Consider the following 13671-nt stretch of genomic DNA (forward strand, 5'->3'; position numbering starts at 1 on the left):
GTGCGCGCTTTACCCGAACTAGCGCGACGTCGGCAGTGCCTCGAAAAAGGCGGCCGCATAGTCGATAAATGCGCGCACCTTGGCAGGCAGCAGTGTCCGGCTGCTGTAAGCGAGCCGAATTTCGATGCAGTCGTCGACGAGTTGGAAATCGGTGAGCAGCCGGACGAGCTTTCCGGAAGCCAATTCATTGGCTACAAGGTCTTCGGGCACGACACCGATTCCGAAACCCTGCAGCACCATTCCCCGGTTGAAAGCGGGGCTGTTCGACGAAATATCGAGACAACGCGGTACGCTCAGCTCTTTCTCGCCGTTCCGAAAGTCGATGCTGACGCGACGAATCGATGGCGACATCAGCACAAAATGGTGATTGGCCAAATCAGATGGGTGTCGCGGTATTGACGAGGTTTGCAGATACTCCGGCGTCGCGACGATGACAACCGGAATTCGCTCGAGCAGGCGTACGACGGTCGTCTCGCTCGTCACCATGTACGGAACGACGATGCCAAGGTCATACCCGTCGGCAACCAGGTCAACGGGCCGCTCCGTCAGTGTCACATCGAGCGCGACTTTCGGATGGGCCCGCTTGAATCCGGCAATCAAGGGAACCAGCCGGCTGATTGTCGCCGTCGTATGGGCGACTAGCCGCAAGACGCCGCCCGCTTCCCGCGTCTGGTTTGCTACGTCCGCCTCGAGTGCATCCAGATCGTCCAGGACACGCACGCAGCCTTCGTAGAATCGCTCCGCGGCTTCGGTGAGCGAGAGCTGTCGCGTGGTCCGGTTTAACAGCCGGCATCCCATCCGCTGCTCCAGCCCCGTGATGGCCCGCGACACCGCCGGCCGGGTCAGGCCATGCCTGTCCGCCGCCCGTGCGAAACTTTTCAATTCGACCACCGACCGGAAAACGCGCAGGCTTTCGACATATTCCATGACGAGATCTCTTCGCTAAACGGCAACAAAGGGTGGCTGGAATGCCGGATCGGAGCTACCGGATATTCCAGTCTCGGACCACGTCTCCAACCGTATTTCCGCGGACAAGCAACTCGTAATCCAGCGATAGACAGCAGTCTAGCAGTCGCTCCGGCCTTCCCGGCACAGCATCACACTCACCCGGCGGCGGCCATAATTCACGCGTGACCTCCGTGATGCGCATGACGATCGCGTTCAAGTCACGCGCGATCGACTGATATCCATACACCGAGTGCGACAATTTCAGTACCTTGCAGGCCTGCCGCTGGCTCGCGCCAAAACGCTGGATCAGATCCGCCGCGCGTTCACGCAGCCGGGAAGCGAGTCGCGGACGGTCGCTTCAATGGAATAGGACCTTCTCTTCGGACTTTGACCTTTCCAGCTGCACGGCTGTAGACCAGCGAGTGCGCGAATGGCCAGCAACGGTTCCCTGTCATTGCGGATTGCCCTTCTCACGGGTTGTCAGCGGCGATAGTGCGTCGAAGCGACCCTGCCGATTTCCATTCCAGGCGGAAATTGCCTCGGCGAGGTCCTGGGTGTCGAATATGGCGCTCTGGAGCAATGCCATATGTCGCAGAGATTCGGACGTACTATGATCGCGCGCGAAGTTGATCGCAGTCTTGCACCCGGCAACGGCCAGCGGGGACTTCGACGCGATGGTTCCGGCCAGCTCCATCGCGTGTCGGAGCAGCGCCTCGGCATCGGGCAACACGGTATTCACCAGGCCGACTGCCAATGCACGCTCGGCGCTCAATCGCTCACTGGTGTACGCCATCTGGCGAGCCACGCCTACGGGAATGATCTTCGGCAGGCGCTGGAGCACACCGAGGTCAGCCGTCATGCCGATCTGCGTTTCCTGCAGTGCGAAGAATGCGTCGGCCGTGCAAGTGCGAATGTCGCAGGCGACAGCCAGATCGAGGCCCCCGCCGATGCAGCCGCCCTGAATTGCGCAGATGACTGGAAACCGGACCTGATCGAGCGTATCGAAGCAGTCCATCAGATTTCGCAACGCGTGCTGGAAGCCCAACCGGGCCCGTGGACTGCTGTTGTCAAACACATCCGTCATACCGGTGAACACGTCGAGCGCCATGCCGGCAGAGAAATGCTTTCCAGTGGAACTGATGACGAGGGCCCGGGTGTCACCCGCGCCATCCAGCGCCAGCACGGCGTCGCGCAACGCGGTAAAGAAGGACGGCCCCATCGTATTGAGCCGGTCGGGACGGTTCAGCTGGAGCTGTGCAATGCCGGATTCGTTGCTGATCTGAAAGTATTCGTTATGCATCAATAGCCTCAAAAAGTCTGTGCACACCATCGCACAGGCTCACCAAGCCGGGTGCGAGGGCGTCCGCCTGCAGCGGCAATGATCTGCCGTCGCACACCGAAAGCGTGCGGATGTACGCGCTGACCTGGTTTCCCTTGGCGCGCTTGACGTCGATGGGATTGACCGACGTCGCCTCGACCCGGACCAGAACCTCGCCTTTTCCCGGTCGGGGCATCGCGGTCGTTCGTGTCTCCAGTTGGACAGGGTCCGCCGGTCTCCGGCAAAGCAGCTTCGTTGCGGTGCTCATGATCACGCGACTCCCACGCCGTTTGTCGACTGGACGAGCCTGAACTCGCCCAGGTAAACGCTTTCGTCCAGTTCGCAATTGCGCCAGGCGTTGCCGAGGTCATGACGGATCTCGACCCGGTAGAGGCCGCTTCCCTTGGCAAGGCCACCGAACCGGAAATCGCCGAAGCCGTCCGAGACAGTTTCGCCCACCTTCTGATTGCCGACGTACAGGGCGACGACCGCATTCGTGACGCACTCCACCACTTCCCCCATCTGCGCGCTGACACTTCCCCCGATGAAGCAGGTTTCCCAGCGCTCCAAGTCGCTGTACCACACGCGTGGCTTCGTGCCGAGGTTGGGCCGCAATACCTTGAGCCCCTCGCGCCGGGCCTTCTCGGCCATCGCTGCGTCATCCAGCTTGACCGTCTCGAAGACATCGGTGGGACAGGACTGCTGGCAACGCGGCCGGGGCCAACCCTGATCGAGCAGATGGGCATCGAAGATCCAGGTCTGCGGCACTTGCAACTCTTCATTCCAAACGATCGCCTTGTACGGGCACGACTTCACGATGTCTTTCCGGCCCCGCGCCTTGTCCGGGTCGATGATGACGATGCCATCGGCGCGCTTGCGAATGGCGCTGCCTCCCACACGCATGCACGGCGCGTCGTCGCAATGGTTGCACATGACCGGCAGATACGTGGTCTCGACCATATGCGAGTCGCCCTGGACACGGCGCAGGACGCGAACGGGGCTGTCGGCGTTGGGCGACGCGGGCGCGGCATAACCGGGGAAGTCGTTGCCGACGTGCTCGTCCCGCGCGGCAATGACGCAGTTCTGACAGTTCTCGCAACGCCCGACTTTGATAACCAGATTCCACTTGCTCATTCCATGTTCCTCACGCCGCGCGACCGAGCTTGAACGCCTCGGCACTTCTCCACTTTTCGACCTGCACCAGGCAGGAGTTGGGGCTCATGCTGCTGGTGCCGGCGGTTTGAGGCCGGTCAGGGGTCAGCATGTTCATGCAACCGCCGATTTCGACGCGTTCGCCTTCGATTTCAATCAGTTTGAATTCGGCGCTCGCCTCATACGACTTGACCACTCCCGCGTAGACCAGCGGCGAGACGTCGGCTGCGCAGATCACCGCGCCCCGGTCGTTGTAAACCTTCACGAGGTCGCGATGGGCAATGCCCCGCACGGTCGCATCTTCCCGACTAAGCCTCAGCAGCCAGAAGCGGTGGCCGCCGATCAGCGCGCGATGGTCCTCGATGCTGTTAACAGAGGAATTCTTGCCGTCGCAATGGGTATGGAAGCTGTAACGGCTGTGAGTGGCAATCAACTGCAGCGGATAACGCTGAGCCAGGTCCGAGCGCAGCCCCTCCCAGGAGGGGATATATCGGTTGAGCGGCGGCCGCTCGGGATTGTCCGCAGTATGCCGCTTCAGCAACTCCGGCACGAACTCCAGCTTGCCGCTCGGCGTCTGCAGTCCTGTGCCAAATTTTTCGGCGAACTGGGACGGCAGCGGATGTGGTTCCTGAAGGTCTTTCCGCCGGCCCTCCGCGAACCAACGCATGTCCACCGGATGGCGCAACTCAGGCTTTTCGGGTGGCACGACAAAATAGCCTTTACGGCAAAACTCACGCCACGAGATGTGATCGGGCAGATCCGACGAGTCGAAGACCCGCTTGACCCAGTCAAGCTCGCTGCATCCCTCGGTAAACACCCCGCCCAAGCCCAGCCTGGTCATGATCGCGGTGAAGATGTCGTAGTCGGAACGGGACTCGCCCAAAGGTTCGATGCACTTGTGCTGCAGCGTCATCACGCGATGATTGACCGTGCCATACCCATGGTGGGCGTAGCCGCCGGAATTCGACCATTCGCCGATGTCCCAGCGCTCCAGCGAAGTGCATGCAGGCAGGATGATGTCCGCAAACTGGGCCTCGCCTTCCATCCAGATCGACTGGTTGACCACGAACTCGATGCTGGGGTGCCGGTAGGCGTCGGCCCAGCGTCCGGAATTCGTCACCGTGCTGAAGGCGGACCCGCCGTAACGATAGATCATGTGGATTGGCGAATACCCGGGCATGGGGTAGCTGAACGGCGCGAACTGGGCTTCCTGCGAGATGCCGTCCCAGAGGTAGCCCGTGGCATGGCCGTTGATGATGGCGTCGGGCAGTTGCTGGCGCGGGACCATTTGCTTGACCGGATTCATGGTCAGGATGTGCGGCATGCGCTGGTAATTGTTCACCGCATTTGCGGTCCACGCCAGGTCGCCGGAAATACCGCCGTCCGCGTAGCCGGGGAAATAGAAATGGAGATCATGGGGGACACCGACTTCAAGGCAGCCGAAATTGACCCCCGGCTTACCCCAGCCCTGCATCGCCATCATCATGATCATGCAGCGCGCCCATTGTGCTCCGGTCGCGCCGCGGCCCGCGCCACCGAATCCCGCGCCGGTCATCCCAACGGCCAGATGGACCTTCCTGTTCCCCCATCGGCGCGCAAGCGCGCGAGCGTCCTTGGCCGGCACGCCGGTCTCGCTCTCCCGCCACTCGGGAGTCTTGGGAACGCCGTCGGTTTCGCCGAGAAGATAGGACCTCCACTCGTCGAACCCGGTCGTGCGGGCGGCGATGTAATCCTTGTCGTACAGGTCCTCCACGGCCCACACATACATGATGGCGGTGGCGAGCGCAGCGTCGGTTTGCGGTCGAACCGGAATCCAGCGCCCGCCCAGCAATTGGGCAGTGGGGTTGCAGTGCGGGTCGATATGAACGAACTCGATGCCGAGTTCCTTGGCCCACAGGCGCCGCGGCGTCCCCTCGAATCCCGCATAGGCCCCGTTGGTGCTTTCGGGGTCGCAGGACCAGAAGACGATCATGTCGGACTCCTTGAGGCAATCCTCGACGCCGCCGTAGCCGGACGGCACGCCGATGCGCATTGAGTTGCCGAAATGATGCATGGCGCCCCAGTACCAGCCTTCCCAGCTGTCTGGATTTGCAGCGACTCGGGTGAAGCCGATCAGGTTGGCAAAGCGCGTCAGTGCGCTGAGGTAGTAGCCCACATTGCCCCACTGGTGGTGGGACGACAGGGGAAAGGTAATGGAACCAGGACCGTGAACACGCTTCTGCCGATTGATTTCCCTGGTGAGAATATCCAGGGCCTCGTCCCAGCTGATGCGCACATAGCCAGACTTACCCCGGTTCTGGGGATTGCGTTCACCGTCGGGGTCGAAATCGACCCGCTTCATGGGATGAAGGATGCGCTTGTCGGAGTAGACGAGCGACTTGAGCGTCAAGGCATGGGGCGCGACCAAACCACGCCGTGGCGGGCTGAAGCGGCGTCCGCGCGCCTCGATCACGTAACTTGGCGCATCCGTGCTGTCCAGATCGATGGGTGTCACCCGAACGACGCGACCATCCTTGACGTAGACGAACAGCGGGCCGCCGTTGGTGCAGGTAGTGTAGCGGCGGGTGCCATCGCGCATGGGTGTGCCCATCGGCAGGCCGACGGTCTGCATCATGCTCAGGGTTTGCAATAGCCAAACCAGGAGTTCGTCCTCGCCCTCAGTGACCACCTTGAAGTTCTTGGCGGCATGGATGATTTCGCCCTGATCCGGCTTGGGCGAAAGGAACTTCAGGGCGGTGGCCACATCCTTGAAGGCCATGCGCACGTCGGGCCGCCGATGCCTGCCGGCGCGCGACCGAACGCGCCCGTTCCTGAACGTGATGACACGGCCGATGCTTTCATCCGCGAGTCCGATCCAGGCGACGAGATCGCGCTCCTTCAGGCGATCACGATAGGCGGGAAAGCGGCGTGCCGTCATGTCAAGGACCTTGGGCAAGGCAAAAAGAATGGTCTTGAGGACCTGTCGTTTCATTATTCAATCCAAAGAGAAGCTTTGCTGCGCAAGCGGTGACATGACGGCATGACCGACCGTTTCCCCGAGCGTGTGAGCAGCCCAAACGAGCATGGTCATGTCGGCTGTGGGTCAGAGACCCGGCATCGCCGGGCTCCTTTGCAGCAGCGTGTGTCGCAATATGTGTAATCGACCGTGAGGTCGCGGCCCGCAGTCAGGTCCGGGTGGCGAAAAAATAACTTCCGTGTCTTCGATGAGCGTTCAAACCCCTCGATTGGCGCATCGACGACCTGTACGCGCTAGAAGGTATAGGCGACGTTCAGGAAGACGTTAAGGGGATTGAGTCGGAGCGTCGATTTGGAAACGATCTGCGTTCCCGTTGCGGTCTGCCCGTATAACGTAAGGTGGGTCTTCACCGGAACGTAGCCGAGAGAGGTTCCGACCGACCAGTGTTTTGTAATCGCGTAATTTGCCCCGACCTCGAATACAGGATTCCACGATGAACTGAGTGTCGCACGTGCCGAGCCGCCTGGACCAAGGCTATCAGTGACAAACTGGCTATTGGTTGTCCGAACCTGGGTGAACCACGTATAGTTCACGCCGAGCCCTATGAACGGACGGAATTTCGATTCGGCTGAAAACAGGTGGTATCGAAGTTCGATGGCGGGCGGCATCGGCTTTGTCGTGCCGAGGTTGCCATACTTATGTAGCGTCCCGTCGCCAACCAGATTCACCTTCATCGGTAGTCCAAAAAGCATGGCGACACCAATGTTGTCCGTGACGTAGTACTCGGTGGTAATTCCCACCGTATCCGTTGAGCTCGCATGCGCTCCGCTACCAGATAGCTGCTGATTCACCGCCACGCCGCCAATGCTTTCCACGGTTAGTGGCGTTGCGTCGCCCTGTGGTGCAATGTGAAGCCATCCTGTCGCCAGCGTTATGCTTCCGGCTGACTGCGCATTGGCATTGTCGATAAGCGCAGCCGAGCAGATGCAAGCCGCCATACCGACCGAAGTAATCGCGCGTTTGTAATTCCTCAAGTCTCTTCTCCTGTCTCTCTGTCTGGAAATTTTTATGAATCAGTGGTGTTGCCGTTGGATTCGTTCAATTGATTGTTTTTCCTTCCTCCGTATTGCCACAATGTCGCATCCTCCGATCGCCCTGCACGCCTAGTAAGCGTGCATGGCCAGGCGTTCCGTCTCAGGCGGGAACACGCACCACGTGCCGTCGCGGTGCCGGAAGAAAAAGAATCCGAGCGGGCCTCCCGGTAGCAGTAGCTCGATACGCACGCACGGCCTCTGATTCGAGCGCGCGCGGCTGAATCGGGTAACTCGAATCGGCGTCGAAGAAGTCGGTCCGAGCCATTTTTCAACCTGCGAACGCAAAGACCTTTCTGATGCAACACTCATCCTCTTTCCCTCCAAACCATTAGGCGTTCTAATCTATAGACACCGGCAGGCATTTGAACCGCGGCATCGCGGCGCGTACACCGGATTAACCTTTAGTCCGGGCGTGACCCAACGCGCCCCGTTGATGTCGTGGCTCGTTTCACGTTGGGCTGCCCTGCGTATCTGTCGCTGTTGCGTCTGTCCCCGTCGGTTGCTCCGCCCGTGACGGCCTCGCGACGACCGAGATCGAAAATGCGAACGGAAAGCGCCCGAGCGCGGAAGTCGCCAGTGCCTCGAACGCGGGGTCGGCAAGTTCGACGTGGAGTAACAATCCGCGCGAGGTGTCGTCAACAAGGCTAACGGCTGCATGCTCAACGCCAGCCTCCACGAGTGCCGACCGTAGGGCGTCTGTCGTTTCGGACCGTTTCAGCGCCGGCTTAAAGATCTTGCCCACACCCGTCAGCGGCATCGCGTCTACGATCCGTATCCCCTTTGGCAACGCGGCGCGTTCGTTGATCTCGCGACGCAGAAACTCGGCCAGTTCCTCTTCGGTTGCCGTTGTGCCCGGCTTTAGCTGGACATAGGCAACCGGCAACTCGCCCGCGTGCATATCGGGGCGCCCCACAGCTGCAGCAATCTGGACTGCGGGATGGCGATGCAGTGGTTCTTCGATTGCCGCAGGGTCGATGTTGTGTCCGCCCCGGATAATCAGCTCCTTCTTCCGGCCGGTGAGCCAGAAGTAGCCGTCGTGGTCGCAGCGTCCAAGATCTCCGGTATTGAGCCAGCGCCCGCCGTCGCTGCCTTCCATCCAGATGCCGCTGTTCTGCTCCGGCCGGGTATAGCCAGCGAACACGTTTGGCCCGGAAATAACCAATTGGCCGACCTCATCCGCGACGCAGTCCCGTACATACCGGCCGCTTTCATCGACCACCACAGCTTTCATTGCCTGACCAGGCAGACGGAGACCAATCGAACCGACCTTGCGCTCGCCAAGCGGTGGGTTAACACTGCTAACGCAAGTCCCTTCCGTGAGGCCGTAGCCCTCGAGGATTCTGATTCCTGTACGATCCTGGAACGTGCGAAGTAATTCCACCGGCATGGGGGCGGCGCCGCACAGGCCATACTCGAGAGAACTGATATCGCGCTCGCCAACCGGAACGTCCAGCAGCGATCCGTAGAGTGTCGGAACACCGCTGAAGAAATTGATGCGGTAATGCTCGACAATTTCCCAGAAACGTTTTACAACGCCCTCGCCCCGATAACCTTGTGGTGTGCCGAGCACGACGTGGGCACCGCGCGAGAACGCCAGCAGACCTGTCACGATCACGGCGTTGACGTGGAAAAGCGGCAGTCCGCAAAAAATCGTTTTCCCCGGACCAATGCTTTCGCCGAAGAATTGACCCGCGTTCCACGCATTGGCCACCTCGTTGCCGTGCTGGCGAATCGCAATCTTCGGCAGTCCGGTGGTGCCGCCCGTGCAGAAGAAGGACGACACATCATCAATACTCATCCGACGCGTGCTGCTGAGCGCTACCCCCGACTCTTGCGCGATTGCAGTGCTGAAATCGTGGATGCCAACATGCGCAGGAACGGCACTGTGAATGCCGCCAGGTCCATGCAGTTTTGAACACTCGCCGCGTTGGAGCATCCGGGCCTCGAAGCCTTTTTCACCCGGCACGCGGTCGGCCGGATTCACGAGCACGAGATGCTGCAGGCAAGGGACCTTGCGCAGCACCGATTGCACCTTCTGCCAAAGGTCGGTTCCGGGAAACGGCGCCAGGGTGACGAGCACGCTCGCACCTGAGGCGTTGAGCAATTCGCCGATGGCTTCGCCTTCAAGCAGCGGATTGATCGCGCAGACAATCCCGGCGGCTTCCCCGCCCCAGATCACAAAGTGCGTTTCAGGGAGGTTGGGCAGAACGTACGCGACCACCGAGTCGCGCTGTACCCCCAGGTGCGAAAACATATTCGCGGTTCGCGTGACATCACGCACGAGTTCGCTATACGTCCAGCACTCAGCGTTCCGATGGTCGTCGGCCGTTGCAAAGAACGAAAGCGCGGGTGCCATTGGATTGATGGCTGCGCCCCGACAGATCATCTCGTAGGTACTCGACGGAAGATCCGCCGGTTGTCCCTGCGTTTCGATGGCAAGGACATCGTCTATATTTGCGACGCCTTTCATGCCGCCTCTTCTACAACGACGTTATGCTGTACGCCCAGATTGATCGAGCGGTCATTGCTGACGATATGCGCCTCCACGATGTCACCCACGCGCAGGTACTGTGGCCTTTCCTCCTGCATCTTCAGGAACAGACGCCATTTTTCCGCTTCAGGCAGCTGCGCCGCGGCGCGCATCTTTTCCGGTGACGGAATGCTCAGGGCACAACCGGAGGGCGTGCCGGTGGCGAGCAGGTCCCCGGCGCGCAGGTCGTGTACGCCTGAAAGCTCTGTTAAGGTCTCTGCCGGGCCGTAGACGAGGCCCGCCGTGGAGTCATTCTGGCGGACAGCTCCGTTCACCGTCAGCGTCAGCACGAGCTCCTTCAGCTTTGAAATATCCCGTTTCTCCAGGAGGCACAGGTAAGGGCCGACAGGGCCGAAAGTGCGATAGCTCTTGCCCTTGTAGAACTGCATTTGCGGAATCTGGATGTCGCGCGCGGAATAGTCGTTGACGATCACGGCGCCGGCGATGTAGTCATGCAGGTTTTCCTCAGTGACCGTTTCGCGCGACGTAATGTTGCGTTTGAGGACGAGACCGAGTTCGATCTCGTAGTCAAGGAACTGCACTTCGTTTGGCTTAACCACGGGCGAGTCGGCCGCAACGATGCAGCTCGTCGCCTTCGTGAAGATCATGTTGAATTTCTTCACATCCGGGTCCATTCCGGACTCGATCATATGCTGGCGATAATTCGCGCCCTGGCAGATGAACTGCTGATTGACGGTCACGGGCGACAACCATTGCACCTCCGATTCGAGAATCGTGGGACCGCTTAGCACCAGCAGCCGTTCGACCGGGTTGGCCTCGATAAACTCGGAGGTCGACTTGAACTCGCCAGGAATCGGCGTGATAGCGCCATTAGCGACCACGCCCCACTGGGCGCGGTCTTGATGCAAATAATGCAGAACGTGAAGTGCCATTTATCGATCTCCGGATTCTATGGAAGGGGTTGGTTCAGGCAAAAAGCTTTGCCAGCGTCCGCAGCTTGCTCAGCGTCAGATCGGGGCTGCGGCGCAGGTTCCTGAAGAGCGCCACGATGCTCACGGGCGTGAATTTGGGCTTTGTGAAGCTGCGCGGCATTGTCGGTCCCCATTGCGCCATCGCCTCACGGCTCACGGCATGGACACCGGTCGGCGCATCAGCCGTAAAGAGATCACCGTCGCAATAGTGCTCATGCTTGTCGCCACACGGGTCTTGCCAGTAGTCGAAGATCTGACTGCCCAGAATATGGCGGCCGATCCCCCATGCGTGCGTCCAGCCCTTCTCGCGCAGGACGCGCTGGCCCATGCCGACCGCATCGGCGTCAACGACTTCGTAGGCGCTATGGCTGTAGGTAGGCAGGAAGCCTTGCGCAAGAGCGAGGGTATGGTGATCGGCCGGCTTGTCACCCAGATCGAGCCGCATGAACGCGACGACGGGTGAGCCATCGGGAAGCACCTGCACATCGCTCGGGATGAAGCCGAAATGCTGCGTATACCATGCGCACGTTTCCTGATAATCGGCGAGTTCGAGCACGACATGCCCGAGCCGGATAACTTCGGGCGCGCACTCGGGCGGTCGCTGCGTCCCGTTAATCCGGACGGCCGCATCCACGGAGTTGAACGGCAATGGCGGCCGGTGGGATAGCGTCGAAACTGGCGCCTGGCCGCATATTGCATCGACGCGAAAGCCGGAGGGGTCGGTCAACCGTACAGAATAGCCGCCGCCGGGCAAGGGCGACCGCTCGACCTCGGAGGCGCCAGGCACTTTTGCAAGTGCATCAAGATCGGCCCTGTTGTCGACCTGTAGCCCGAAACCAACGAACCGGGATTTCGGCGCCTTTCGGACGACATAGCAGAAATGCGAAGCGCCGGTTCCCCGCAGAAGCAATAGCGCTTCACTGCGCGATACGGTCAGTAGCCCGAAATCATTGAGAAACTGCTCGGCTTTCCCGAGGTCCGGCCGGTCGAATATCAGATAGGCTAATGCCGACGCTTTCGTCGTGGGATCGGGGTGGCGAGCCGGCTGTGCAGTGGTCAGGTTCATAACGGATAAGAAATCAGGCGGTTCGAATAGCGGATTCGACTTCCGGTGTCGGCGCGCTCACGGGACTACCCAGCAAGGCAAGACTCTCGCGCACGATACGGTTTGCTTCGGTGGCCGGGCCGTCGTGGACGATTGTCTTGTCGGGCCGGACTACGGCAGCCCACCCGGCGGGCACCAGCCCGGGAAGAAATACGCCTTCGAGGTCTTCCCAGCTATCGCGCGGGGCAAGATGCAGCCGTTGCCCCCGATGTGCAATCTGGACAACGCGGCCGCCGGCACGCGCAAACGTTGCGGCCGTCACGTGCTCGAGCGCAGCCGCCGCATCCACGCCAAACCCGATCAGCGTGAGGCCCTGCCCGAGCACGTCGTCGCTCAGACGCGTGGAGCCATCCGAACCTCTCACCCAGCCTTGCGCGATGACCGCGCCACGAACAAGCTTCGTCGAAGAGCGACCCTTGACGAACAGCCCGTCGCGGAACGCATTCTTCGGCTTGATCTGCAGTTCTTCGAATTGCACGCGCAGGCGCGGCACCAGTCTCGACAAACGCATCAGCCCGTGAGTCAATAGTGCGACGACACCACTTCGGGGCATGACGAGCTTGGCCATGAACTTCGCCAGGTTGATCATCGCCTTCGCGTGGGGGCGCCGCTCCTGGTCATAGGTATCGAGAATCCTTGGGTCGGCACGTCCTTTCACCACCCATGCGAGCTTCCAGCAAAGGTTGGCTGCGTCCCGAAGACCTGCGACCAACCCTTGCCCGACGAAGGGGGGCGTGATGTGGGCCGCGTCGCCCGCCAGGAACACCCGGCCCTTGCTGAATGCATCGACAGCGCGCGCATGGAAGCGATACACGGCCTTGCGCTCGATGATCATGTCTTCGACATTGCCCCATGGGGACAGCAATTCCCGGATACGCGCCTCGGATTCCATGTCCTCGCGACGCTCGCCAGGCCGCAGCATGAATTCCCAGCGTTCACGGCCGCCAGGCGCGACCATATGCGGGATCGGCCGACGGTGATCGCAGATGAACTCGATGTGATCGATCGGACGCGGTACGTGACGGGCGTCGACGATCAGCCAGTCCTCGCCGAACGTCTTGCCCTTGAATTCCTGCCCGATGAGCTGGCGTACCAATGAACTCGCCCCGTCCGCGCCGACCAGATAGCGGGCGCGGACTACACGAATGCGCCCCTGTCCAATATCTAACGATGCGAGCACATGATCCCGGTCCTCCGTGTAGCTCTTGAGCTCGACCCCCAGCGCGACATGCGCACAGTCGTATCTCTCGAGCCGGGCGCGCAGGCACCGCTCCAGGTCTGGCTGGTAGAAGGTGACGAGCTTCGGATGGCCGTCCAGGCTGCCCAGCGAATTCACCCTGCCGAACAGGCCCAGCATGGGTGACCTCATGTGGACATACGGTATGGCAATCGTCTCGAATTCGCTCTCCGCAACGCCGGCAAGCTGAAGGATGCGCAGCGCTTCGTTATCGAGCGCGATCGCACGGGGCGCCATGAATATTTCAGTCGACCTGTCGACAACCATCACGCTCACACCCTGCCGTGCCAACAGATTGGCAATCGTTGCACCCACCGGTCCATAACCCACCAACAAAACATCTACGGCTGGCGGAAATTTCCCGGTCGGCGCATCACTCTCGCCATGCTGGATGCACGG

The 13671-nt window shown here is 60.7% G+C and carries 10 protein-coding genes and 1 pseudogene; all 11 read right to left on the reverse strand.

Going from position 1 to position 13671, the window contains the following annotated elements; genetic code table 11:
• Positions 1 to 18: 18 nt before the first annotated feature.
• Positions 19 to 927, reverse strand: coding sequence for a LysR family transcriptional regulator (locus tag P3T22_RS13920; RefSeq protein WP_063495708.1), 909 nt, complete (start codon positions 925 to 927; stop codon positions 19 to 21).
• Positions 928 to 1071: 144 nt separating this feature from the next.
• Positions 1072 to 1285, reverse strand: a pseudogene (locus tag P3T22_RS13925) (IS3 family transposase); the annotation flags it as partial.
• 114 nt (positions 1286 to 1399) lie between these two features.
• Positions 1400 to 2248 (reverse strand): enoyl-CoA hydratase-related protein, encoded by an 849-nt coding sequence (locus P3T22_RS13930; RefSeq protein WP_429325253.1) that lies wholly within the window; start codon positions 2246 to 2248, stop codon positions 1400 to 1402.
• On the reverse strand, positions 2241 to 2534 hold the full coding sequence (locus tag P3T22_RS13935) for a hypothetical protein (RefSeq protein ID WP_429325254.1): 294 nt from the start codon (positions 2532 to 2534) through the stop codon (positions 2241 to 2243). The genes P3T22_RS13930 and P3T22_RS13935 overlap by 8 nt, the downstream gene beginning before the upstream one ends.
• A gap of 2 nt (positions 2535 to 2536) precedes the next feature.
• Entirely contained in the window at positions 2537 to 3400 is an 864-nt protein-coding gene (locus P3T22_RS13940) for a 4Fe-4S dicluster domain-containing protein (protein WP_429325255.1), read from the reverse strand.
• Between the two features lie 10 nt (positions 3401 to 3410).
• Entirely contained in the window at positions 3411 to 6389 is a 2979-nt protein-coding gene (locus P3T22_RS13945; RefSeq protein WP_429325256.1) for a molybdopterin-dependent oxidoreductase, read from the reverse strand.
• A gap of 278 nt (positions 6390 to 6667) precedes the next feature.
• Positions 6668 to 7372 carry an OmpW/AlkL family protein gene (locus tag P3T22_RS13950; protein ID WP_063497904.1) on the reverse strand — a complete coding sequence of 235 codons (705 nt, stop codon included), beginning with the start codon at positions 7370 to 7372 and terminating at the stop codon, positions 6668 to 6670.
• 544 nt (positions 7373 to 7916) lie between these two features.
• Positions 7917 to 9938: an acyl-CoA synthetase gene (locus P3T22_RS13955; RefSeq protein WP_429325257.1), complete on the reverse strand. Its 2022-nt coding sequence runs from the start codon at positions 9936 to 9938 to the stop codon at positions 7917 to 7919.
• Positions 9935 to 10891: a fumarylacetoacetate hydrolase family protein gene (locus P3T22_RS13960; RefSeq protein WP_063495702.1), complete on the reverse strand. Its 957-nt coding sequence runs from the start codon at positions 10889 to 10891 to the stop codon at positions 9935 to 9937. Before P3T22_RS13960 ends, P3T22_RS13955 begins: the two co-directional genes overlap by 4 nt.
• 34 nt (positions 10892 to 10925) lie before the next feature.
• A complete protein-coding gene (locus tag P3T22_RS13965) occupies positions 10926 to 11996 on the reverse strand; it encodes a VOC family protein (protein WP_429325258.1) in 1071 nt (356 codons plus the stop codon).
• 13 nt (positions 11997 to 12009) lie between these two features.
• Positions 12010 to 13665 (reverse strand): bifunctional 3-(3-hydroxy-phenyl)propionate/3-hydroxycinnamic acid hydroxylase, encoded by a 1656-nt coding sequence (locus P3T22_RS13970; protein WP_429325273.1) that lies wholly within the window; start codon positions 13663 to 13665, stop codon positions 12010 to 12012.
• Positions 13666 to 13671: the final 6 nt, after the last annotated feature.

The organism is Paraburkholderia sp. GAS348 (assembly GCF_050434205.1).
Classification (GTDB): Bacteria; Pseudomonadota; Gammaproteobacteria; order Burkholderiales; family Burkholderiaceae; genus Paraburkholderia.

What these genes read in the sequence shown, in the direction of transcription:
- P3T22_RS13935 (WP_429325254.1), bottom strand. Translation starts at nt 2,534, where the DNA reads ATGAGCACCGCAACGAAGCTGCTTTGCCGGAGACCGGCGGACCCTGTC.
- P3T22_RS13945 (WP_429325256.1), bottom strand. Translation starts at nt 6,389, where the DNA reads ATGAAACGACAGGTCCTCAAGACCATTCTTTTTGCCTTGCCCAAGGTC.
- P3T22_RS13940 (WP_429325255.1), bottom strand. Translation starts at nt 3,400, where the DNA reads ATGAGCAAGTGGAATCTGGTTATCAAAGTCGGGCGTTGCGAGAACTGT.
- P3T22_RS13930 (WP_429325253.1), bottom strand. Translation starts at nt 2,248, where the DNA reads ATGCATAACGAATACTTTCAGATCAGCAACGAATCCGGCATTGCACAG.
- P3T22_RS13950 (WP_063497904.1), bottom strand. Translation starts at nt 7,372, where the DNA reads ATGGCGGCTTGCATCTGCTCGGCTGCGCTTATCGACAATGCCAATGCG.
- P3T22_RS13965 (WP_429325258.1), bottom strand. Translation starts at nt 11,996, where the DNA reads ATGAACCTGACCACTGCACAGCCGGCTCGCCACCCCGATCCCACGACG.
- P3T22_RS13920 (WP_063495708.1), bottom strand. Translation starts at nt 927, where the DNA reads ATGGAATATGTCGAAAGCCTGCGCGTTTTCCGGTCGGTGGTCGAATTG.
- P3T22_RS13960 (WP_063495702.1), bottom strand. Translation starts at nt 10,891, where the DNA reads ATGGCACTTCACGTTCTGCATTATTTGCATCAAGACCGCGCCCAGTGG.
- P3T22_RS13955 (WP_429325257.1), bottom strand. Translation starts at nt 9,938, where the DNA reads ATGAAAGGCGTCGCAAATATAGACGATGTCCTTGCCATCGAAACGCAG.